A 23,613-nucleotide genomic window follows, 5' to 3' on the forward strand; every position below is an offset into this window, starting at 1 on the left:
AGTTCCTGAGGACAAGGATGCAGATAGATCGTGGGCTGGACAAACTGCTGCATGGTCAGTACGAAGAGGCTCTGGAGGCGTTTTGCCAGTCCAGTTCTTCACCGCAGGCTGAAAAACTTTGCCAAATAACAAAGGCGCTTGCTGAAACAAAAAATTACGCAGCGGAACTTGCAAAAGGAAATCTTTCCGTTACCCCGCCTGCTTCTTCAAATTCGTTTGCAGCGGAACTCAATACGCTGCATATGAACCTCAGACGCCTTTCGCGCCAAATGCTCATGGTTTCAGCCGGATATCCCGCGTTGCCTGCAGACTATATGGGTGAGCTTTCCGACGGCCTTGATTTTGTCATGAACCAGGCTGCGACATTAAAAAATCAGGCCGAGTACGACAAAAGTCATGATTCCGAAACAGGCCTTCTCAACCGCAAGGCCTTTGTGCGCTCGGTTCGGGGTATTCTTCAAGAGCAGCCTGACAGGGTCGGGGTGCTGTTCTGCTGCGAACTGGACAACATCAAATATATCAATGACGCCTACGGGTACGATAATGGCGACCTTTACCTGAGCAGGGTTGCGGAAGTGCTTGCGGCCTGCACCTATGGCACAAGTTTTCTTGCTCGCCCGGCAGGCAACGAATTCGCTGTGTATGCGCATGGTTTCAATAATGAATCCGACGCCTTCGGCTTTGCGCAAGGGTGCCTGAAAACCCTTCTTAATACCCGGGTCATGCTGCGAAATGAAGAAGTGTGGATTCGGGCATCAAGCGGTGCCGCAGTTTACCCGCATGACGCACTTGAAGGCGATACTCTCATGAACTGCGCCTATCACGCACAGCTTGAGGTCAAGAGCCGCAACCGGGGCACCCTGATGCGATTCTGCCCCGAAATATACCGCACAAAAGCCAATGTTTTCGGCAGGCAGGAAAAACTGAATGAGCTGCTCGACGGCAAACTTCTGCGCTTTGCCTTTCAGCCCATAGTCAGTCTGCACGATGCCCGTATAATTGGCTATGAAGCGCTGATGCGCCCTACCATTCCGGATTTTTCCAATCCACTGGATGTTCTGGCTCTTGCTGAAAATCAGTCCAAACTTCTCCAGCTTGAAAAGGTGACGTTTGAAATCATCTTTGAATGGGTTCACAGCCACAAGCACTTGCTTGCTGACAGAAAAATCTTTTTCAACACTATTTCGACCCGGTTTTTAAATTTGGCAGAACTGCGCGGTATTCACCCGCAGTGCGAGGCCATATGTAAAAATATGGTGTTCGAAATTTTGGAGACAGCAACTGTAGAAAATTCCCTGGCACAACAGGTCAAAGATTTTCGCACAGAGATGTCTACCCAGGTGGCTCTGGACGATTTTGGCTGCGGCCACTCAAATATCCTGCGCTTGATCAACCTTTCGCCTGACATTCTTAAAATCGACAGATTTTTCATCAAATCCATCCACAACACTTCCGCATCCCAGAAAGAACTTCTTTCTGGGCTGCTGAACTATTGCCGGGCCAAGGGAATTCTGAGTCTTGCCGAAGGCGTGGAAACCTCAGATGAACTGGCTAGCGTGATACGTATGGGTTTTGACTACGTGCAGGGTTTTTATCTTGGCCGCCCTGAGAAGCATTTGAATGAACTGGATAACAACATCCAGGCAGAAATTTTGGACTTCCACGAGAAATTCTATCCACACAGATAAGAACGAAAACAGTGAGATAACACAGCAACCATTGATAACTGCCAATTTTTATGGCCCGAAACGCAGTAGTGTTTCGGGCCATTTATTGTAACTAGAAAACTCTTCGCTAGGCGGGGGGGGCTATTTACAACAACATATAGACAACACTAAATGGACAAAGAGCCACATATTCAGCACGGCCTGAGGCAATTACGCCACAGGCCGTGAAAAAATGGCTAGATAAGAAAATGTTTATTGTGCGTCTTCTGTATCGCGCACTACTTCAAGAATCGGCGGCAAGCCGCGTATGGCCTCAATGAGCTGATACAACTGGGTGGCGTCGCGCACCTCAACGGTAAATCGCAGCTTGGCGCGGCCATCCACCAGATTGTCCATATTCAGCCCGGTGATGTTTACATTGTTCTTGGCCAGCACTTGCGCTACGAGAGCCAACACCCCGTGTTCGTTCTTGGCAATAATAAAGATGCCAGCTTCATAGGGTTTTTCTTCTGCGCCATCCCAATGGACGGATATGAGCCTTTCCGGCTCCATATTGGCCACGTTGGGGCAGTCTGCGCGATGCACGCTGATGCCAAGCCCCCTGCTGATATAGCCAATGATGGGGTCTCCGGGCACGGGATTGCAGCACTTGGCAAAGCGCATAAGCACGCCGTCCACGCCTGAAATGCCCACGCCTTCAGTCTTGCGTGTGGCGGCATCCTTACTTTCCTTGACAGTGGGCGTGGCTGGCGCAGCCGTGACTTCGTCAGGGTGCAAAACAGCATGCAGCTTGTTAAGCACCTTGCGCGGCGTGGTGTGGGCGTAGCCTACTGAGGCTATCAGATCATCCACGCCTTCAAAATTCATCTCCTGGGCCACAAGGGCCATATGCCCATCTTTGATGGCCCTATTTACATTAAGACTGACCTTGCGGCCTTCTTTTTCCAGCATGTCGCGCCCGAGGCTTACAGCGTGGGAGCGTTCTTCAGTACGAAGGTAATGTTGAATGCGGCTGCGCGCTCTGGCGGTTTTGACTATCTTGAGCCAGTCCCGGTTGGGATTACGGCTGGGATCTGTGACGATTTCAACAATATCGCCGTTTTTCAGCTCTGTACTCAGAGGCATGAGACGGCCATTAACCTTCGCCCCGGAGCAGTGCTGGCCGACCTTGGTGTGGATGATAAAGGCAAAATCCAGAGGCGTGGCCCCTTCGGGCAGCTCCTTCACATCACCTGCAGGTGTGTAAACGTAGACCTCGTCCTTGAAGAGATCCATCTTGAGAGAATGCATGAACTCACGTGAATCGGTCTCTTCACTCTGCCTTTCAAAAATTTCACGCAGCCAGCCGAACTGTTCCAGATCTTTGCTGTTGACGCGCCCTTTTTCCTTATACAGCCAGTGAGCGGCCACGCCGTGTTCGGCCTGACGGTGCATGTCTTCAGTGCGTATCTGGATTTCAATGCGCTCGCCCTCTGGCCCGATGACTGTGGTGTGCAGACTTTGATAGCCGTTGGTTTTGGGCATTGAAATATAATCTTTGAACCGCCCGTGCACTGGCCGCCACTGCGAATGGACTAGACCAAGCGCGGCATAACAATCCTTGATATCCTTAACCAGCACGCGAAAAGCCATGATATCGTGCATTTCGTCCAGGGACAGGGACTGGGATTGCATCTTTTTATAGATGCTGTGCTTATGCTTGATGCGTCCGTAAACCTGCCCCTCAATACCGTTGGAGGCCAGCAGGTCCTTGATGAGATCAACGACCTTGGCGATAATCTGCTTTTCCACCACCTGATGTTTATCGAGCCAGTGGTCTATCTGATTAAAAATGTCGGGGCGCATATACTTGAAGCTCAGATCTTCCAGGTCACGCTTGAGGATATACAAGCCAAGGCGGTTGGCCAAAGGCGCGTAAATATCCATTGTTTCCTGGGCGATCCGCTTTTGCTTGTGAGCTTTTTGAAAATCAAGGGTGCGCATATTGTGCAGACGGTCAGCCAGTTTGACCATAAGCACACGCATGTCATGACTCATGGCCAGAATCATCTTGCGTATGTTTTCAGCCTGCGCTTCTTCCTTGTTTTCAAACGGAATCATGCTGATCTTTGTCACGCCGTCGACAATGTCGGCAACGTCTTCGCCAAAATTCTCGTCCAGTTCTTCAATGGTGGCCTTGGTGTCTTCCACCGTGTCGTGCAGCAGTCCGGCAGCCACTGTAGCCTCGTCAAAGCCCATTTCAGCCAGGGTGTCAGCCACGGCCAAAGGGTGAGACAAATAAGGTTCACCGGAAAGGCGCGTCTGCCCTACATGAGCAGTAGCAGCAAACACATAGGCTTTCTGGATAAGCTCCAGATCAGCGGCAGGGTTATGCGCCGCAACTTTGTCGAGAATTTCCTGTATACGAATCATGCGTAAGTCCCATCCGGGGCGTAAAATCTTTGTTATGTTTTTGACTATGTTCTCACTTACGCGGCCTTGTCAACGTTACAGCTTGTGTGAAAACCCCTGTATTTTCAGTAAAGCCCGCTAAAAGCCCGGCAAGGCTTCGCCTTGCCGGGCTGCAAATACAATTGACCTGTCATCGTTTTGGCACAAACAGGGACTACTCTGGCGTAAGGCTGTATTCTTGCAATTCTTTGGGCACCCACCATTTTTCAAAATTGTACATTATGCCTGCAAGCGTCGGCTTAACCCCTTGAAAACGCTTTTGTACAATGGGCAAGGCGTAGGGAACGAAAAGAAAGCAATAGGGCTGCTCCGCATCCAGTATTTCCTGCATGCGGTAGTACAACTGCGCACGTGTTTTCTGGTCAGGCGTTGAACGCGCCTCTTCCAGCAGCCTATCCACTTCGGCATTTTTGTAGTAGGTAAAGTTAAGGCCTCCCTCAAAAGCCTGTGAGGAATGCCAGACCTGATAAATATCCGGGTCCTGGGGGGTGGTCCAACCGAGAATTATGGCGTCAAAGCGCCCTTTATTGACAAACTCGCGAATAAAGGCAGCCCATTCAACCGTGCGGATACGCACGTCTATGCCAACTGCCCTGAGTTGCGACTGCATGACGGTGGCGGTGAGAATGCGCTGCTCATTGCCCTGATTGGTCAGTATGGTAAAGGAAAACGGCTTGCCGTCCTTGTCCAGCAGGCCATCACCGTCACTGTCGGTAAAGCCTGCCTCGGCCAGCAGGGCGCGGGCAGCAGCAACGTTTTGCGGCATGGGTTTCAATGTTGGGTGATAGGCCCATACGCCCGGCTTGAACGGACCGAAAGCCGGTATTCCCTGCCCCATCAATACGCCCTGAATAATGCTCTCACGGTCAATGGCCTGCGAAATGGCCCGGCGCACGCGTACGTCTTTGAAAAATGGGTGTTGCAGATTGAAGCCAAGAAAAACATAGGATGAATCCAGGTAGCGAAACTTGTTGAAATCACGCTCCCATACAGGGCCGGAAGTTTGCCGCAGGTATTGCAATGGCGAAAGGCCCATAACGTCAACCCTTCCAGCGCGGGTCTCCATAAACATAGTAGCATTGTCGGGAATGATGCGGTATACGACCTCGGCGATATGGGGTTTGCCATTAAAATAGCTGGCGGAAGCTTCAAGTATTATACGACTGCCCGGTTCCCAGGATTTGAGGCGGTAAGGACCAGCACCTACAGGTTTTCGCGAAAGCGGTGTACTACGGATGTTCTGTCCTTCCAGTAAATGCCGGGGCAGTATAGGCTGCATCCATGTGGACACAGAACGTGCAAAAAAATGTTCATACTCTACTTCAAAGGTGTAGCGATCGATAACGCGGAAATTCTTGATGCGTGAGAAGTCCTCAGCATAAGGGCTGCCCGTGGCCGGATCAGCCACTACCTTGCAGGTAAAGGCCACGTCTTCGGCAGTAAGTTCGACGCCGTCTTCCCAAAGGATGCCTTTGCGCAGGGTAAAACGCATGAGCCGCCCCTCGTTTTCCATGCTCCAGCTTTCGGCGGCCCAGGGCTCGACCTGGAGGTCCTTGTCGTAACGCAGTGGCGACACATAGATGAGGTCGGCCACTTCATGCGAAGCCGAATCAGCAGTGAGGTAGGGAATCAGATTTGATGCTTCCCCAATGCTGCCAAAAAGAATGCGTCCACCGTCAACGGGGTTGTCCAAAATTTTTTCTTTTGGATTCCCTTCATTTGCAAAAAGAATTGAAGCACCAAAAGTTCCCATAAAAACAGTCAGTAAGAGCGTGATTCCAGCCCTGACAATTACACTCAACATACTGTTTGCTCACTCAAAATTTATTTTTTCCATATTGTGAAGCTTCATATTGCTTTCGCCCCCCTACCTGTGCTATTTATCGCAAACATCATAACAGCGCCCTGTCATTGAAAAAATTAAACAAGTCTGACAGGGAATTTTGGGGAACGCATGAGCCGATCAGAACAAAGCGTCGTACGCGAAATGTGCCAAGCCTTTTTGCACGATAGCGTGCCGGAATACATACGCGACGCAGCGTACTATATACTGTCCGAAGGTGAGGTGCAAAAAATAAATATTCAGGAAGGCGAGACCTGGGACGTGCAAGGCGTCATTCAGGGTGACGACCTGCAGGTCTATACGCCCAGCCTGAGTTTGACCATCACCGACCGCAGCACGCGACACCAGTGCAACTGCTCAGATGCGTTCACAGGTATCTGCCGTCATGTGGCGGCCCTTGCTTTGCGCCTTGTGGAAGAGCTGCGCAAAGAGCAAGGCGACGCCGAAGAAAGCCCGCCGCCAAGCACGGACTGGAAACAGAGCTTCCGCAATTTTTTCTCAACGGATATGGAGCCCGAACCAGGCCGCCACTACCTCATTTTTCGGTTTGAGCCGGAACAGGGGCGCCTCCTGGTATCCTTCTTTCGCGGGCGTCAGAATAAATCCGGACTGTCCAGCGTACACAACGAAGTAACGCTGGAACAGATCATCAATAATCCCGACTGGTGCGAATTCTCGCCGCAGCTGCCCCACGTTGCCCGGCAGATTGGTCAGCATCTCGATTATTACGGCCACAGGGTTGAAATCCCCCAGGGTCTGACTTCGTGGTTTTTCTGGTCGGTGCGTAAAGAATATTATTTGCTCTGGAAAGATACAGACAAACCCTGCCGCATCGAAAGCACGCCTTTTGCCCTCAAGCTCAAGCCCATCCTTGACGATTCAGGCTTTAGTTTTGAGGTGCTGCTCAAGCGTGAAGGACGCCCTCCCCTGCCCATTCGAGCTGGTGCAGCCAGCCGTGCTGCTGCTGAAAGCCGCAACTCGCAGAACGAAAGTTCCGCCCCCGAAGACGCGCCTATTACCTTTCACGGGCAGATGCCACTTTGGGTTTGTTACCAGCACAATTTCTATCCGGTGCAGACTGGGCTTTACCCTTCCCTTGTGCGCAACCTCATTTATGAACGCCCTGTGGTTCCTCACGAAGAAATATCCGAATTTCTCGACCGGGTGTGGACGCGCCTGCCCGCTTCGGAGCTTTACGAACCGCAGCAGTTCCTCAAGCAGATGGAACCGGTATTTCAGCCAGCCACCTATAATCCCAAGCTCTTTCTTGATGAGGAAGGCAGCCTGCTTACCCTTGAGATCGACAACATCTATGAAACACGCCACGGCGAGTTCACGCTCAATGGGCCCAACCCGGACTTTCAGACCGGCAGCTATGCCTATGAAGGACAAACCTTCCTGGTGCGCCGCCATCAAGACGAAGAAGCCCTGCTGATGACAGAACTGGCTGGCATGGACTTTCAGGCCCGTTCAAGCAAGCTATGGTTTCTTGAACCGGAAGAAGCCATTGCCTTTCTGCTGGACTACTACCCCAAGCTGGTTGAAAACTACCGCGTTTACGGCGAAAAAGCCCTTTCGCGCTACAAGGTGCGCACGGCCACATCCAATATTACTGCCGAAGTTGTCAGTAATGAAAAAGAAAAGTGGTTCTCGCTGGACATCACGGTTGATTACGAAGGCCAGTCACTGCCTCTTGAAAAGATATGGAAGGCGTGGACACGCGGCAAGCGCTACGTGCAGTTGAAGGACGGCTCTTACACGAGTCTGCCCGAAGCCTGGCTTGAAAAGCTTTCGCACAAGCTGACCGCTCTGGGTCTCGACCCCTCCAAGCCGCCGCAGCACAAGTTCAAGCAGTTTGAAGCCCCGGTGCTGGACAGCTTGCTTGAAGACCTGCCAGGCGCTGCCACTGACTCTTTCTGGAACAACCTGCGTGAAAAAATACGTTCCTTCCGTGAAGTGCGTCCCATTGAGCCTCCCAAGGGCCTCAATGCCGACCTGCGCGCCTATCAGGTGCAGGGGCTCTCTTACCTCAACTTCTTGTCTGAATACGGTTTCGGCGGCATTCTGGCTGACGAAATGGGTCTGGGTAAAACCGTTCAGACTCTTGCCTTTATTCAGCACATGGTCCAGCACAGCCAGGGCGGCCCCAACCTTATCGTGGTGCCCACCTCAGTGCTGCCCAACTGGGAACGCGAAGCTGAAAAGTTCGTGCCCAGCCTCAAACGGCTGACTATTTATGGCACGCGCCGCGAAGGCATGTTCAAGCATATCTCCGCCTCGGACCTCATCATCACCACGTATGCGCTGCTGCGGCGCGACCTGGAAGAGATGGAGAAGTACGAATTCAACACCGTTATTCTGGACGAAGCCCAGAACATCAAAAATCCCAATACCATCACAGCCAGAGCCGTGCGGCGCATCAACGCCCGCATGCGTTTGTGCCTGTCGGGCACGCCTATCGAAAACAATCTTTTCGAACTCTGGTCACTGTTTGAGTTTCTCATGCCCGGCTTTCTGGGTTCGCAACACGCATTCCAGCGTGGCATTGTCAAACCCATCAAGGACGGCGACGCCGAGACTCTTGATTACCTGCGTACCCGCGTACGCCCGTTCATTTTACGCCGTACCAAGGCCGAAGTTGCCAAAGACCTGCCGCCCAAGGTGGAAAGCGTCACCTGCTGCGCGCTTGAAGACGCCCAGGCAGAGCTTTACGCTGCTCTGGCGCGCAAACTGCGTGCCCAGGTGCTTGCAGACGTGGACCAAAAGGGGTTGGCCAAGAGCCAGATGTCCATTCTGGACGCCCTGCTCAAGCTTCGTCAGATCTGCTGCCACCCGCGTTTGCTCAAGCTGGATATGCCCGGTTTTTCCAACAACCTGCCTTCCGGCAAGTTCGACGCCTTCAAGGATATGATTATGGAAATTGTGGAAGGCGGGCACAAAGTGCTTGTCTTCTCGCAGTTTGTTCAGATGTTGCAAATCATCAAGCAGTGGCTTGAATTCTCGCAGGTGCCCTTCTGCTACCTTGACGGGGCCAGCAAGGACCGCTTTGATCAGGTGGACCGCTTTAACAACACCCCTGAGATTCCCATTTTCCTTATCTCGCTCAAAGCGGGTGGCACGGGCCTTAACCTTACTTCGGCAGACTACGTTATCCACTACGACCCGTGGTGGAACCCCGCTGTCGAAAGTCAGGCCACTGACCGTACCCACCGAATCGGCCAGACAAGACAGGTGTTTTCCTACAAGCTTATCTGCCAGAACACAGTGGAAGAAAAGATACTCAAGCTTCAGGAAGCCAAGCGCGGCGTGGCCGAGGCCATTATTCCCGGCCAGGACACGTGGAAGTCCCTTACCCGCGAAGATCTGGAAATGCTGTTTGACGTGTAACAACTGCCAGCAGGCTGCCGCATAAGTTCAGCCAACAGTGCCAAAAGCATAACAAGGGCTTACTCCAAACGGGGTAAGCCCTTTATTGTTTGCCAGCCACTATGGCCGCCCAATCGTCGTCTTCAAACGCGTTGAACCGACCATTGCAGCATGGTGCAAAATTTGCCGAAAGCCGCCCGTTATCACAGACGCTGAAGTGCGAAATCCTAAACCTCGTTACAGTGCACTGCTTTGGTCTGCTGCCCGTTCAGGGTCAGGCGCAGTAAGCCCGCAGACTGGCGAAGCAATAAGACCAACCGGGCAACGTCCTTTACTTTTTGCGGCAAATATCGCATGGTCTGTGGATTATAACAAATAGACTCAGGTATCCGCCGTATGATCCAGGTAAGCCATCTTCTTAAACGTTTCGGCAGCAATGTTGTTTTGCAGAATATCAACATGCATGTCCGCCAGGGTGAAATTTTCGGTATTGTCGGGCATTCCGGTGCCGGAAAATCTACACTTCTGCGTTGCCTCAACGGCCTTGAAGCCTACGATGAAGGCAACGTCAAGGTTATGGGCGTGGAAGTGGCTTCACTCGACCCTCGCGATCTGCGCCAGCTGCAAAGCAAGATGGGCATGATCTTTCAGAATTTCAATCTGATGGCCCGTAAAAACGTTTATGATAACGTGGCCTTTCCGCTACAGCTCTGGCACAGGTCTGACCGTGAAAAGCGCGTCATGGAGCTGCTTGACCTGGTGGGCCTGACAGACAAGGCGCGACAGCGCGTGCAAAGCCTGAGCGGCGGTCAGAAGCAGCGTGTGGGCATTGCCCGCGCCCTGGCCCTGAACCCCAGCATTCTGCTTTGCGACGAAGCCACCTCTGCCCTTGATCCCAAAACGACATCGTCCATTCTTGACCTGCTGGAAGACATCAACAAGCGGCTTGACCTGACTATCATCATGGTTACGCACCAGATGGAAGTGGTCAAACGTCTCTGCCACAGCCTGCTGCTGCTTGACGGCGGCAAGACTGTGGCCTTGGGCAAAACCGAAGATCTTTTTCTGTCGCCCACAAAAGACATGCAGGCCATTGTGGAAAATGAGTACACCCTCATTCCCGGCGGCACCAATATCAGGCTCATGTTCCCGCGTGAAATTTCGCAGCAGAGTGTCATCACGCAAATGGCCAGAACGCTCGGCATAGATTTTTCCATTGTAGGCGGCAGGCTTGAGCGGTATCTTGATGATGTTTTCGGCTTTCTCATTGTCAACGTACAGGACCAGAACATCGAAGCCGTGTTGCGCTACCTGAAGGAACAGCGCCTCTATTGGGAAATATTGGAATACCCTGTGAAGCAGGCTACGGATGCAAGTAATGAATGAATTGAGCACCCTCGCCCAACTGGCGCAGGACTTTGAACCTCTGTGGGAGCGTCTTCAGGACAAGATGCCGGAAATCCTCATCGCCACCTGGGAAACTCTCGAAATGGTGATGCTTTCCACCTTCTTTTCACTGCTCATCGGCTTTGCCCTGGCCATACTCATGATCGTGACCAACCCCATTGGCCTGAGCCCTTGCCGCTCGGTTTACCGGGTTGTAGATTTTATAGTGAATCTGGTGCGATCCTTTCCCTTCATCATCCTGCTGATCGCCATCATTCCCTTCACACGCTTTGTTGTAGGCACATCCATCGGCAGCGCTGCGGCCATTGTGCCTCTTACCATTGCTGCGGCCCCCTTTGTGGCCCGGCTGATCGAAACCTGCTTTCTTGAAGTGGACAAGGGCGTTATCGAAGCGGCCCGATCCTTTGGGGCCAGCAATTCACAGATCATTTTTCGCGTTCTCTTTCCCGAAGCGCTGCCCTCCATCGTGCTTAACATCGCAGTCATTGCCATTACCCTGCTTGGATATTCGGCAATGGCTGGCACTGTTGGCGGCGGCGGCCTGGGCGACCTGGCCGTCAAGTACGGCTACAACCGCTTCCAGGTTGATATAATGATCTATTCCGTTATCATCCTGTGCGTGCTGGTGCTGCTTATTCAGGGCATCTGCAACTTTTTGTACAAGATACTGCGATAAAGTCCCGCAGTAATTCTACGGGACTTGATTCTTAACCGGCACAGTCTTACCCAAGCAAGGAGCCACCATGAAACGTCTGCTTCTGTCCCTGGCCACGATTTTGACTCTGGCCGTTCCTTCGTTCGCCGCCGAAGACATCGTCATTGGCGTCACCCCCTTCCCCCACAAGGACATCATGCTTGTGGCCAAGCCCCTGCTGGCCAAAGACGGCTACAACCTGGTCATCAAGGAATTTACCGACTACGTGCAGCCCAACATGGCTCTTGCCAATGGTCAGCTTTTTGCCAACTTCTTCCAGCATGCGCCTTATCTGGACAATATGAACAAGGAAAAGAACCTTGGTCTTGTTTCCATCGGCAAGGTGCATATCGAACCGCTGGGCGTGTACTCCAAAAAAATCAAGAAACTGTCTGACCTCAAGAAGGGCAACGCTGTTTCTGTTCCCAATGACCCCACCAACGAAGCCCGCGCTCTGCGCCTGCTTGAAGCCAACGGCATCATCAAGATCAAGCCCGGCGCGCTCGTGACAGTGGCCGACATCACTGAAAATCCCCTTGGCCTCAAGTTTCACGAACTTGACGCAGCCCAGTTGCCTCGCACTCTGGATGACGTGACCGCCGCCGTCATCAATACCAACTTCGCTGGCGAGGCTGGCCTTGTCCCTGCCCGTGACGCTCTGGTTCTGGAAGGCAGCGAATCTCCTTACGCCAACATCCTTGTTGTGCGCGAAGCCGACAAGGACAGCCCCAAGGCCAAAGCCCTGCTGAAGGCCACTCAGTCGCCCGAAGTCAAGGCCTACATTGAAAAGGAACTGGTGGGCAAAGGCATCATGCCTTCGTTCTAGAACACGTTCAGGTTAAAAACAGCTCTGACCCTGCACACGCAAGCATCCGTTTGGAACATGCATGCACGGCTTAGGAGCACGTTCAACTGCTTGAATTGATACCTGGAAGTATTGGGATGCCAAATCTCAATACCTGAAAACCAAAAGATTCTTGAAATGCCGGGGCAGGCCCAGCTTGTCCCGGCATGATTTAGCCGCGCAGGAAGCCACGACAAAATAGTTGCTTCCTCCGGTTCAAAACTGAATGAAATTTTTGAGGCGGCTCCGGCGGAATACTGCTTTCCGTTTGGGCCGTCTTTGCCTCGAGCCGTCAAAGTGCTAGCATTGGCGCATACGACATCCAGGCAGAAGAACGCGGGAGACAACCATGCCAACTATGGACACCTGGAGAGGAAGTAAGGTCGGTGAAGCCCATAAAGCCTTTATGGGCTGGGGCGGCCTGACGGTCAACGATGACACTGTCGACATCCTCGACATGTTGCGCGCATATTATGACGTTGCAGCCGGAGAATCCTGTGGCCAGTGTTTTCCCTGCCGCAGCGGCCTCAAGCGCATTGCAGTAAGGCTTGCCGAAATCTGCCAGGGGCAGGAGCGCCCGGACGATCAGGACTATCTGCGCGAACTGGCTGCGATGATTCGTACCAGTGCCCGCTGCGATATTGGCCAGACGTCGCCCCAGCCTCTGCTGGATGTGCTGGAACAGGCACCGCATCTGCTCAAGGCCAGAAAGACCGCGGGCGGCAACTACACCAGCCTGATCACCGCCCCTTGCGTCAATGCCTGTCCAGGACACGTTAATATTCCTGATTATATTGAAGAAATTCGTTTCAGACGCTTTGAAAAAGGTCTGGAGCTGGTTATGAACAATTGCCCCATGCCCGGCACCATTGGCCGCGTGTGCGAGCGCCCCTGTGAATCCGCCTGCAAGCGCGGGCTTAAAGGCGCGCCAGTGGCCATCCGTAACCTCAAGCGCTTTTTGTTTGACCGTAATGCCGCCCTCAATAGCCTGTCTGGGCCTCAAAATCCTCCTGCAACTGCCAAAAAGGTTGCCATCATTGGCGGTGGGCCAGCAGGCTTGTCTTGTGCGTACTATCTTTCTCTTTTGGGTGCTGCGCCCACAATTTTTGAACGGCATGACGTCTGTGGCGGCATGGCCAAGTTCGGTATTCCCGATTTTCGCCTGCCGCCCGCTGTTCTGGTGCGCGAGGTAAATGTGGTGGCCGCCGCTGGTTGCGAGATTCGCAATGGCGTTGAAATTGGACGCGACATTTCTTTGGACCAGCTGCATGAAGAGGGCTTTGAAGCGGTATTTATCGCTGCTGGCGCGCCCCACGCGCCGGGCATGCGCTGCGAAGGCGAAGATAGCTGCCCGCAGGGCTACCTCAGCGGCATCCATTATCTACATGAAGCGACCCGAGGCAGGCAGGCCGTGACTGGAACTCGCCTTGTGGTGGTGGGCGGCGGCAACGTGGCAATGGACTGCGCCCGCACTGCCCTTCGCCACGGCTTCAAGGAAGTGCGTGTGGTTTATCGTCGCACTGAGGCTGAAATGCCCGCGGACCCGGTGGAAATTGAAGAAGCCAAAGAAGAAGGCACGCTCTTTACATTTCTGGCTGCTCCCCTGCGCATCGAAAGCAGAGACGGTCGCGTTACCGGGCTTGTCTGCCAGAAAATGGAATTGGGCGCTGCCGACGATTCCGGCCGGCGACGTCCTGTTGCGGTTGAAGGGGCCGACTACGAACTGCCCTGCGACGCCATCGTGTACGCCATTGGACAAAAAGTGGCTCTGGAAGTCATTCTTAAAGGCAAGGATGGCGCTCTGAACAAGTACCGCACCCTCGACGCGCATGAAATTACGGGCGAAGTCAACACCCTGCCCCGCATCTTTGGTGGCGGGGACTGCGTGACAGGCCCGAGCTCCCTTATTGCCGCTCTGGCCGCTGGCAAACGCGCAGCCACGCACATTGCGGCCCATTTGAACGACTCTGCCGAGGGTCCCTCTTCAAGGGAAGAACTTGAGCAAATTCTCATGGGCATAAATATGCTGGACACAAATGAGCCTGCCCCCCTGGAAGATCCAACGCCGCCCATGCCAATTCATGCCATCCCCTTGCGTGAACGCCTGCACGGCTTCACCGAGGTGGAAACTGATCCGCTGGAGTGGGAGGCCGTGCGCGAATCGTCACGTTGCTTGCGCTGCCTGCGCGTTGTTATGACGGCACACTAGATTTCAGCACATATTTAATTGATTTTTTTCAAAATACGCGCAAAACATACTGGCGCAATCGCCAATGCTTTTCCCCGGTATGTGTGCAGACGCCAGCGGTGCGGATAGAGATGTGCCATTCACAGCAATGCCGCACATCGTAGAATCCGCCACGAGAATCGATCGCGGCCTGATAACCGCTTTGCGGCGGGCACACGCCAGTGCCTGATTTGCAACAACGATTTGCAGACAAATCCTTACAGGCATTCCAAGCATGAAATGCCCTGACAGTGCTGCGGAATTATGATGGACAGGCCGCCACGGCCAAACGGGAGTTTCTATGTTATCTGTCACCATCAATGGAACACAGGCATCCTTTCAGCCTGGGCAGACCATACTGGACGTTGCCGAGGCTCTCGGCATTTATATTCCCACCTTGTGCTGGTTGCCCAAAACCGGGCACGGCAAGGTGTGTCGCATCTGTTCCGTTGAAGTGAAAGGACGTGATCGGCTGCTACCCGCATGTTCTGCGCCGGCTGAAGACGGTATGGTAATTGAAACCGATTCCCCGCTTGTGCGGGCTACGCGCAAAAGCATTCTTTCTCTGCTGGTGGCTGAAGGCAGGCACGATTGTTTCTTGCGCAAGCTACCCCCCGATCTTTGGCCTCCATATCAAAAAACGGCAGGGGCCATGCCGCACCGTGAGCATCCCTGCCCTGCCGAAGGCAAATGCCAATTGCAGGCCCTGACAATGAAGTGCAACGTGCCCGTGAAGGACCTTGTGCCGGAACCCGGGCACTTTCCGCTGGATGACGAGCACCCTATGATCACACGCGACTTCAGCCGTTGCGTGCAGTGCGGGCGGTGCGCCTCTGTCTGTTCGGCCATTCAGGTTAATGATGCCATTCCACCGCAATTTGGCCGTCGGGCTGAGAAAGAATCCTGGTGGCCTGTGGTGGACTACACACGCTGTACCCACTGTGGCGAGTGTGTTCAGGCATGCCCCACCGGAGCGCTTACAGCCAAAAAAGCTTACGGCCTTGCTGTGCGTGAAGACAAGATAGATACCGTGCGCACCACCTGCCCTTACTGCGGCGTTGGTTGCCAGTTGAACCTGTCCGTCAAGGAAAACCGTATTATCGAAGTCAACGGCGTCGAAAACGCCAGTCCCAACAAGGGCAGCCTGTGCGTCAAGGGTCGCTTCGGCTATGACTTTATCTACAGCAAGGAAAGGCTTACCGATCCACTTATTCGCCGTCAGGATGGCTCATTCAGAAAAGCCTCCTGGGACGAAGCCCTGGATCTCATAGCCGCAAAATTTTCTGAAACCATTGAGAATCACGGCCCGGATGCAGTGGCCGGGGTGGCATGTGCCCGTAGTATCAACGAAGATAACTACCAGATGCAAAAACTCTTTCGCGCGGTGTTCAAGACCAATAATATTGATCACTGCGCGCGTACCTGACACGCTCCCACCGTGGCCGGTCTGGCCACATCGTTTGGTTCAGGTGCTATGACAAACAGCTTTGCCCATCTGGGCGAAGCCAAAATGCTGCTGCTCATAGGTTCCAATATCACGGAGGCTCACCCCGTGGCGGGAACCCTTGTTAAACAGGCTGTGCGCAATGGCTGCCGACTGATTGTTGCCGACCCTCGCCGCACTGCCATCGCCAAGGAGGCGGAAACCCACCTGCAGCTCCGTGTGGGTTCGGATATTGCCCTGCTCAATGCCATCATGCATGTGCTCATCCGGGATGATCTGTACGACAAGCATTTTGTGGCGCGGCATACTACCGGTTTTGAAGAACTTCGACGCAATGTTGCTGACTGCACCCCTGAGCAGGCCGCGCCCGTCTGTGGCATTGCCCCGGAAGTCATAGAACGCACAGCCCGTGATCTTGCTTCGGTCAGGCCAGCCATGCTGGCCTATACGCTTGGCATTACGGAGCATACCTGCGGTGTTAATAACGTGCTGGCCTGCGCCTCGCTGCAAATGTTGCTGGGCAATATGGGCAAGCCGCTGGGCGGCGTGAACCCCTTGCGTGGCCAGAACAACGTGCAGGGTTCATGTGATATGGGCGCTCTGCCCGATACCTACCCCGGATACGGCAAAGTGGCAGACAAAGCCGCGAGAGAAAACCTGGAGCATTTCTGGGGCACATCCCTGCCTGCCGGGCCGGGCATGATGATGCCTGACATGCTGGATGGCCTCAAGTCAAAGAAAATCAGGGCCATGTACATTTTTGGCGAAAACCTCGCCAACACTGAGCCTGATATCAGCCATGTGGAAAGCTGCCTGTCTTCTGCCGAATTTCTGGTAGTTCAGGATATCTTTCCCAATGAAACAACGCGGTTCGCCCATGTGATTCTGCCTGCCGCGGCCTGGGGTGAAAAAGACGGCACTTTCAGCAATAGTGAGCGCCGTATCAGCCGGGTGCGCGCCGTTAGCCCCGCTCCAGGTCAAGCCAAGATGGACTGGTGGATTTTCAAGCAACTGGCGGCTCGCTTTGGCCACCAGTGGAAGTCCGACTCGGCCCAGGATTTGTGGGACAATGAAATATCAGTGCTGGCCGAGCTGTTCCGGGGTATCAAATATCGGCGAATTGAGGGCGACGGTCTGCAATGGCCCTGCACGCACGAAGACCATCCCGGCACCCCGGTGCTGCACAAGGACGGGGCGTTCACGCGAGGCAAGGGGCTTTTTGTGTCGGTAAAATGGACAGCCGCCGCTGAAGTGGCTGATACGGAATACCCCTTTGTGCTCAGTTCCGGCAGACGGCTCTATCACTACCATACACGCACGCAAACAGGCCGCAGCAAAGGTCTCAACACGCTTATGGGACACGATACGGCAGATATCTCCACTGCCGATGCCGCCCGCCTGAAAATTGCAGACGGCGAGACCATTCGCGTATCTTCCCGCCGGGGATCTGTACTGGTGCGAGCCAAGGTGACAGACGACATGCCGTTGGGCATGGTATGGATGGCTTTTCACTTTCGAGAAAGCAACGCCAACTGGCTTACCAATCCGGCGATGGACCCGATCACCAAAACTGCCGAATACAAGGCATGCGCTGTAAAGGTTGAAAAAGCTGAAGCGCCTGACGCTGCCCCCAGATAATTCAGCGCAGCCCTGCCAGCCTCAACATCGGGCGCTATGGCAGGGCTGCGCTTGATTACGACGACCTGTTGCAGCAACCTTGTCTGCCGCGGGAAAGCATGCAAGGGGTTTTGACTACGGCTGCACCGCAATACTCTGTGCAGTGTTTGGCTGGTATTTTCACTGCCTGCAGGGACGATCAAATCCCGTCGCTAAAAATCATATGCTTCAGTTTATAAAACAGCCCGGTAATACCGGACTGTTTTTTGTATTCATAACATCCCATAATATTAGAAATAATTCGCATTTCTATCATATAACCAGCGGCAATGGCATGTTGCCGCAACGATTTTTTATTATCATTTTTTGATCTTTCCGCTTTATCATGCATTTTTTGCTGGTGATTTTCATTAACAATAGGTAATTTGGATCACTAATATCTGCAACTCATCGCAGGTGCACCCTGCCCTGGAGGATCTCTGATGCTTACATCACCCTACAAAGAATTTTACGAAGCAATCTCAGCCTTTATTCCTAAAAATCGCATATATACTGACCCGCTACGCTTGCTGGCCTATGGCACTGACGCCAGCGTCTACCGCCTCACACCACAGCTGGTGGTGGACGCCCTGGATGAAGCCGAAATTGTTCAGCTCATGGGTGTGGCAGACCGCCTGCGCGTCCCCGTGACTTTTCGTGCGGCTGGCACCAGCCTTTCAGGCCAGGCAGTGACGGACTCCGTACTGGTGCGCATCGGGCAAGGCTGGAAAAACTGGCGCGTGGGCGAGCAGGCAGAAAAAATTACCCTTCAGCCCGGCATCATCGGCTCTGGCGCCAACAAAATTTTGGCAGAATTCGGCAAAAAAATAGGCCCTGATCCGGCCTCCATAGACAGCTGTTTTATCGGCGGCATTTTTGCCAACAATGCCAGCGGTATGTGCTGTGGCACCTCCGACAACTCTTACAAAACCGTGCTTTCCACCCGTATGGTTTTGTCCGACGGCACCCTCGTGGATACGGCAGACGCCAAAAGCCGTGCCGCCTTTGCCAAAACTCACGGGCATATACTTGAAGGCCTGAAGAATTTGCGCAAAAAAATCATGGATGATGCCGCCCTGGCAGACCGTATTCGCCGCAAGTTCAAGATCAAGAACACCACAGGCTACAGCATTAACGCCCTCGTTGATTATGAAGAGCCCTTTGAAATCCTGCAGCACCTCATGGTGGGCTCCGAAGGCACGCTGGGCTTCATCGCCGAGGTGACCTACCGCACAGTGGAAGAAGCTCCCTTCAAGGCTTCTGCCCTCATGTTGCTGCCTACCATCACGGCAGCCTGTGACCTTGCCTCGGCAGTGGCTACTCTGCCTGTATCATCGGCGGAACTGATGGACAGAGCTTCTCTGCGCTCGGTAGAGGGCACGCCCGGTCTGCCCGAAGGGCTGGACACTCTGGACGACGCCGTCTGCTCCCTGCTGGTTGAAACCCGTGCCTCAACCAAGGAAGAGCTGGACAAAAACATCGCCACCATCAATGACGCCTTCAAGGATGTGCAATTTGTGCGTCCCCACGCCTTTACCGACAAGGTCGAAGAATACAGCAAACTGTGGCTGATTCGTAAGGGCATTCTGGCTTCGGTGGGCGGCATGCGCCCTGTGGGCACATCCATTGTCATCGAAGACGTGGCCTTTCCCCTTGAGCGCCTTGGTGAAGCCGCCGCCGACCTGCAAGCCCTGTTCGCCCATCACGGCTACACAGTGGCCCCTCTGTTCGGCCATGCCAGAGACGGCAACCTGCACTTCGTCTTCTGGCAGGACTTCGGCTCGCCCACAGAAGTGGCCCGCTATGCGGCCTTTATGGACGACTTCTGCAAGCTCATCACTGAAAAGTACGACGGTTCTCTCAAGGCAGAACACGGCACAGGCCGTAACGTGGCCCCCTTTGTGGAAATGGAATGGGGCGCAGCCGCCTACTCCATTATGAAATCCATCAAGGAACTGCTGGACCCCAAAAGCATCCTTAATCCTGGCGTACTCATGAATTCCGACCCGCAGGGGCACATCAAGAACCTCAAGCCCTTGCATCCCGCTGACGAGCTTGTGGACAAGTGTATGGAGTGCGGCTTCTGCGAGTCTGTCTGCCCATCACGTGACCTCACACTTACACCGCGCCAGCGCATTACTGCCTACCGCGAAATATGCCGCCTGCGTGAAATCACGCCAGACAGCAAGGAACTGAAAAAGCTTGAAAAACAATATGAGTACATGGCCAAAGCCACCTGCGCCGCCGACAGCCTGTGCCGTCCCCGCTGCCCCGCGGGCGTGGATACTGGCGTATTCATCAAAAGTTTGCGTAAAAAGGACGCTGGCAAACTCAGCAACAAAATTGCCGGCAGCATTGCTGATCACTTTGCCGGAACCTGCCGTGCCATGTCGCTGGCTCTTACTGGCGTAGACAAGCTGCACCGCGCTCTTGGCAGCACCTTTATGGAAAATGGTTCACGGTTGCTGCGCTGCATCACCTTCAACAAGGCTCCCTTGTGGAACAAAGACATGCCCACAGGCGGCAGCAAGATACGCCTGCCTGAAACGCACAGCGCCAACCCCAAAAGAGTGGTCTACTTCCCCAGTTGCATAGCCCGTAATATGGGTCCCGGCGAAGAACATACAGACCGCAGAACTGAGCCGGAAGCTGTGATCAGCGTGCTGCTCAAGGGCGGCTACGATGTTATTCTGCCCAAGAATCTGGACAAACTCTGCTGCGGCATGGCCTTTGCCAGCAAGGGACTTTCCGACGCGGCGCATAAAAAAGAACAGGAACTGGAAGCCGCCCTCAAGGAAGCCAGCAATAACGGCCAATACCCTGTGCTGTGCGAAACCAGCCCCTGCCTGCTGCACATGAAGCAGACCCTTGACCCGTCACTTACCCTGATGGAGCCCATTGAATTCATTCTTGAAAAGATGGACGGTTGCCTCAAGTTTACCAAACTGCCTAAAACCATTGCTCTGCATGCCACCTGCTCTGTGCGCAAGATGGGTCTTGAGGGCAAGCTTGAAAAACTGGCCAAGATGTGCGCTGAAAACGTCATAGTTCCAGACGGCATCAATTGCTGCGGCTGGGCTGGCGATAGAGGCTTTACTCACCCAGAACTCAACGAGTCTGCACTCAAGGGCCTGCGCATGCAGGTCAGCACATGCGAAGTGGGCTATTCCTCAAGCCGCACATGTCAGATCGGCCTTTCTCTGCATAGCGGCATCCCGTATTACTCCATTGTCTTCCTGGTCGACGAAGCCAGCGTGTAGCCGCAAGCCGTCTACCCTAGCCTGATAATACAAGGGCCGCTGATGCACTCAGCGGCCCTTTAAAGTTGCCCAGCTACGGCTTGTCATCAACATGCTAAAAATCCCAAGGATCACAAGTCAGGCAAGCTGCCGCACCGCCGTGATGCAAATGCAGCAGCATCGTGATTTCACGGTGAAGCATTGAATGTGCTGTACGCAGCGCTTTTCAAACGCAACCAGCTTCAGGTGTTACAGATGCGGCATACTTTGCGCACAACCCTGTGCAAGTTGTATATAATGAGCAACGGTCTTTGGTAGCAGCCTGTCAAACTCACCTGCCAAAAACAGTACCCGGTAGCACGGTGATCCCCGGATTAATTACAGTCCGCAGTGCTTTTGTATGTGTGGCACTTTACTTTGCCCGCCAATCACGTATGGTGCCGAGGACGTGACAGCCCGCGAAGATATTTCGCTGTCCGGCGTCCCGGTTTACCGGGTAGCCGAAGGGCCGGATGCCGGAAATGCCGGGCGTGCGGATTCTTTTTTCATCTACGTAATTCTTTATTATTTTACGTAGTTAGAAAAAATGTAAAAAAAAATCTACACATGCCCCTTTTCAACCCGCCAGCGTGTCTTATTTCATGACTGGTGCGGGGCCCGATTGGACAGCATGTTCATCATGGCCTGTAACGCGCAATATTTCCAGCGCGGCCGCTTGTTTGCGTCCAATGCTGTGTCCCCCAAGGGACAATAATAACATTTCCGGGAGGATCTGACGTCATGAAGCTGAAACCCCTTAACGACCGTGTTCTGGTCAAACGCCTTGAATCCGAAGAAAAGACCGCCGGTGGCCTGTTCATTCCTGATACGGCTAAAGAAAAGCCGTCCAAGGGTCAGGTTGTGGCCGTGGGTCCCGGCAAGGTAGGGGATAATGGCGAGCGCGCCCCTCTGGCCGTCAAGGCTGGCGACGAAGTGCTGTTCAACAAGTACGCTGGTACTGAAGTGAAGCTTGACGGCGTTGACCATCTGGTCATGCGTGAAGAAGACATTCTCGCCATCATCGACTAGCTCCCACCTTTGCGAATTACCATTTAGGAGGAAATGTCCCAATGTCTGCTAAAGAAATTTTCTTTGACGTTAAAGCCCGTGAAAAACTTTCCCGTGGCGTAGATAAGCTTGCCAACGCCGTTAAGGTTACCCTTGGACCCAAGGGCCGTAACGTGGCTATTGAAAAGTCCTTCGGCGCTCCCGTTATCACCAAGGACGGCGTGACGGTTGCCAAAGAAATCGAACTGTCTGACAGATTCGAAAATATGGGCGCTCAGCTCGTTAAGGAAGTGGCCTCCAAAACTTCCGACGCCGCTGGCGACGGTACCACCACCGCCACCATTCTGGCGCAGGCCATTTACCGCGAAGGCATCAAGCTTGTGGCCGCTGGCCGCAACCCCATGGCCATCAAGCGCGGCATCGACAAGGCTGTTGAAGGTCTGATCGCTGAGCTGGCCAATCTTGCCAAGCCCACCCGCGACCAGAAGGAAATTGCCCAGATCGGCACCATTTCCGCCAACTCTGACACCACCATCGGCAACATCATTGCCGAAGCCATGTCCAAAGTGGGCAAGGAAGGCGTCATCACCGTTGAAGAAGCCAAGGGTCTCGAAACCACTATGGACGTGGTGGAAGGCATGCGCTTTGACCGCGGCTACCTGTCCCCCTACTTCGTGACCAATCCCGAAAAGATGGTTTGCGAAATGGACAACCCCTACATCCTGTGCACGGAAAAGAAAATCTCCAGCATGAAAGACATGCTGCCCGTGCTTGAGCAGGTTGCCAAGGTGAACCGCCCCCTGATGATCATCGCTGAAGACGTGGAAGGCGAAGCCCTGGCCACTCTGGTGGTCAACAAGCTGCGTGGCGCCCTGCAGGTTGTGGCCGTGAAGGCCCCCGGCTTTGGCGACCGCCGCAAGGCCATGCTTCAGGACATCGCTGTGCTCACCGGCGGCCAGGTGGCTTCCGACGACACCGGCTCCAAGCTTGAAAGCATGACCCTCGCCGAACTTGGCACCGCCAAGCGCGTGGTCATCGACAAAGAAAACACCACCGTTGTTGACGGCGCTGGCAAGGGCGACGACATCAAGGCCCGTGTGAAGCAGATTCGCGCCCAGATCGAAGACAGCACCTCTGACTATGACCGCGAAAAGCTGCAGGAACGCCTTGCCAAGCTGGTGGGCGGCGTAGCCGTGGTTCATGTGGGCGCTGCCACCGAAGTGGAAATGAAGGAAAAGAAAGACCGCGTTGAAGACGCCCTCAATGCCACCCGCGCTGCCGTGGAAGAAGGTATTGTGCCTGGCGGCGGTACCGCCCTCATCCGCGTGGCCAAAGTCCTTTGCGACATCAAGCCCGCTGACGACGACGAACTGGCTGGCGTGAACATCATCCGCCGTGCTATCGAAGAACCCCTGCGTCAGATCGCCCACAATGCCGGCTTTGAAGGCTCCATTGTGGTTGAAAAAGTGCGTGACGGCAAAGATGGCTTCGGTTTCAACGCCGCTACCGGCGACTACGAAGACCTCATCAAGGCTGGCGTAATCGACCCCAAAAAGGTTACCCGTACAGCTCTGCAGAACGCCGCTTCCGTGGCTTCCCTGCTGCTGACCACCGAATGCGCCATTGCTGAAAAGCCCGAACCCAAGAAAGAAGCCGCCATGCCTGACATGGGCGGTATGGGTGGCATGGGCGGCATGGGCGGCATGTACTAAGCCAGCCCCCAGCTTC

At 53.9% G+C, this 23,613-nt stretch carries 14 protein-coding genes; 11 read left to right on the forward strand and 3 right to left on the reverse strand.

Features of this window, described 5'->3' with window-relative positions; translation table 11 throughout:
• Positions 1–17: 17 nt before the first annotated feature.
• Positions 18–1,688 carry an EAL domain-containing protein gene (locus QM579_RS08995; RefSeq protein WP_414998828.1) on the forward strand — a complete coding sequence of 557 codons (1,671 nt, stop codon included), beginning with the start codon at positions 18–20 and terminating at the stop codon, positions 1,686–1,688.
• Between the two features lie 231 nt (positions 1,689–1,919).
• Here QM579_RS08995 and QM579_RS09000 read toward each other — a convergent pair whose 3' ends face one another.
• On the reverse strand, positions 1,920–4,079 hold the full coding sequence (locus QM579_RS09000) for a RelA/SpoT family protein (RefSeq protein WP_414998829.1): 2,160 nt from the start codon (positions 4,077–4,079) through the stop codon (positions 1,920–1,922).
• 193 nt (positions 4,080–4,272) lie between these two features.
• Positions 4,273–5,811 (reverse strand): peptide-binding protein, encoded by a 1,539-nt coding sequence (locus QM579_RS09005; RefSeq protein ID WP_414998830.1) that lies wholly within the window; start codon positions 5,809–5,811, stop codon positions 4,273–4,275.
• Between the two features lie 261 nt (positions 5,812–6,072).
• On the opposite strand from QM579_RS09005, the gene QM579_RS09010 reads away from it, so the two are divergent.
• The 6 genes from QM579_RS09010 (at position 6,073) to fdhF (ending at position 17,581) form a co-directional block, all read left to right on the forward strand.
• Positions 6,073–9,348 (forward strand): SNF2-related protein, encoded by a 3,276-nt coding sequence (locus QM579_RS09010; RefSeq protein WP_414998831.1) that lies wholly within the window; start codon positions 6,073–6,075, stop codon positions 9,346–9,348.
• A 375-nt stretch (positions 9,349–9,723) separates the two neighbouring features.
• Positions 9,724–10,713, forward strand: coding sequence for a methionine ABC transporter ATP-binding protein (locus QM579_RS09015; RefSeq protein WP_414998832.1), 990 nt, complete (start codon positions 9,724–9,726; stop codon positions 10,711–10,713).
• Positions 10,706–11,410, forward strand: a complete 705-nt coding sequence (locus tag QM579_RS09020; protein WP_414998833.1) for a methionine ABC transporter permease — start codon at positions 10,706–10,708, stop codon at positions 11,408–11,410. The genes QM579_RS09015 and QM579_RS09020 overlap by 8 nt, the downstream gene beginning before the upstream one ends.
• A 67-nt stretch (positions 11,411–11,477) precedes the next feature.
• Complete coding sequence (locus QM579_RS09025; protein ID WP_414998834.1) at positions 11,478–12,254, forward strand: MetQ/NlpA family ABC transporter substrate-binding protein; 777 nt, start codon at positions 11,478–11,480, stop codon at positions 12,252–12,254.
• Positions 12,255–12,621: 367 nt separating this feature from the next.
• The gene (locus QM579_RS09030; RefSeq protein WP_414998835.1) at positions 12,622–14,481 is read left to right on the forward strand and encodes an FAD-dependent oxidoreductase; all 1,860 of its coding nucleotides are present in this window, start codon (positions 12,622–12,624) and stop codon (positions 14,479–14,481) included.
• A 319-nt stretch (positions 14,482–14,800) separates the two neighbouring features.
• A complete protein-coding gene (fdhF, locus tag QM579_RS09035; protein WP_414998836.1) occupies positions 14,801–17,581 on the forward strand; it encodes a formate dehydrogenase subunit alpha in 2,781 nt (926 codons plus the stop codon).
• 178 nt (positions 17,582–17,759) lie between these two features.
• On the opposite strand, the gene QM579_RS09040 is transcribed toward fdhF, so the two are convergent.
• A complete protein-coding gene (locus QM579_RS09040) occupies positions 17,760–17,951 on the reverse strand; it encodes a hypothetical protein (RefSeq protein ID WP_414998837.1) in 192 nt (63 codons plus the stop codon).
• 91 nt (positions 17,952–18,042) lie between these two features.
• Between QM579_RS09040 and QM579_RS09045 the strand changes: the two genes are divergently transcribed.
• The 4 genes from QM579_RS09045 (at position 18,043) to groL (ending at position 23,597) form a co-directional block, all read left to right on the forward strand.
• Complete coding sequence (locus tag QM579_RS09045) at positions 18,043–20,859, forward strand: FAD-binding and (Fe-S)-binding domain-containing protein (RefSeq protein WP_414998838.1); 2,817 nt, start codon at positions 18,043–18,045, stop codon at positions 20,857–20,859.
• Between the two features lie 427 nt (positions 20,860–21,286).
• Complete coding sequence (locus tag QM579_RS09050; RefSeq protein ID WP_414998839.1) at positions 21,287–21,415, forward strand: hypothetical protein; 129 nt, start codon at positions 21,287–21,289, stop codon at positions 21,413–21,415.
• Positions 21,416–21,618: 203 nt separating this feature from the next.
• A complete protein-coding gene (gene groES, locus QM579_RS09055; protein WP_183718285.1) occupies positions 21,619–21,906 on the forward strand; it encodes a co-chaperone GroES in 288 nt (95 codons plus the stop codon).
• A 41-nt stretch (positions 21,907–21,947) separates the two neighbouring features.
• The gene (groL, locus tag QM579_RS09060; protein WP_414998840.1) at positions 21,948–23,597 is read left to right on the forward strand and encodes a chaperonin GroEL; all 1,650 of its coding nucleotides are present in this window, start codon (positions 21,948–21,950) and stop codon (positions 23,595–23,597) included.
• The last annotated feature ends 16 nt before the right edge of the window (positions 23,598–23,613 follow it).

The organism is Desulfovibrio sp., from assembly GCF_047607245.1.
Classification (GTDB): Bacteria; Desulfobacterota; Desulfovibrionia; order Desulfovibrionales; family Desulfovibrionaceae; genus Desulfovibrio.

Excerpts from the sequence above, each read along its gene's own strand:
- QM579_RS09045 (WP_414998838.1), top strand. The coding sequence starts at position 18,043 with ATGCTTACATCACCCTACAAAGAATTTTACGAAGCAATCTCAGCCTTT.
- groES (WP_183718285.1), top strand. The coding sequence starts at position 21,619 with ATGAAGCTGAAACCCCTTAACGACCGTGTTCTGGTCAAACGCCTTGAA.
- QM579_RS09015 (WP_414998832.1), top strand. The coding sequence starts at position 9,724 with ATGATCCAGGTAAGCCATCTTCTTAAACGTTTCGGCAGCAATGTTGTT.
- groL (WP_414998840.1), top strand. The coding sequence starts at position 21,948 with ATGTCTGCTAAAGAAATTTTCTTTGACGTTAAAGCCCGTGAAAAACTT.
- QM579_RS09025 (WP_414998834.1), top strand. The coding sequence starts at position 11,478 with ATGAAACGTCTGCTTCTGTCCCTGGCCACGATTTTGACTCTGGCCGTT.
- QM579_RS08995 (WP_414998828.1), top strand. The coding sequence starts at position 18 with ATGCAGATAGATCGTGGGCTGGACAAACTGCTGCATGGTCAGTACGAA.
- QM579_RS09040 (WP_414998837.1), bottom strand. The coding sequence starts at position 17,951 with ATGCATGATAAAGCGGAAAGATCAAAAAATGATAATAAAAAATCGTTG.
- QM579_RS09020 (WP_414998833.1), top strand. The coding sequence starts at position 10,706 with ATGAATGAATTGAGCACCCTCGCCCAACTGGCGCAGGACTTTGAACCT.
- QM579_RS09000 (WP_414998829.1), bottom strand. The coding sequence starts at position 4,079 with ATGATTCGTATACAGGAAATTCTCGACAAAGTTGCGGCGCATAACCCT.
- QM579_RS09010 (WP_414998831.1), top strand. The coding sequence starts at position 6,073 with ATGAGCCGATCAGAACAAAGCGTCGTACGCGAAATGTGCCAAGCCTTT.
- QM579_RS09030 (WP_414998835.1), top strand. The coding sequence starts at position 12,622 with ATGCCAACTATGGACACCTGGAGAGGAAGTAAGGTCGGTGAAGCCCAT.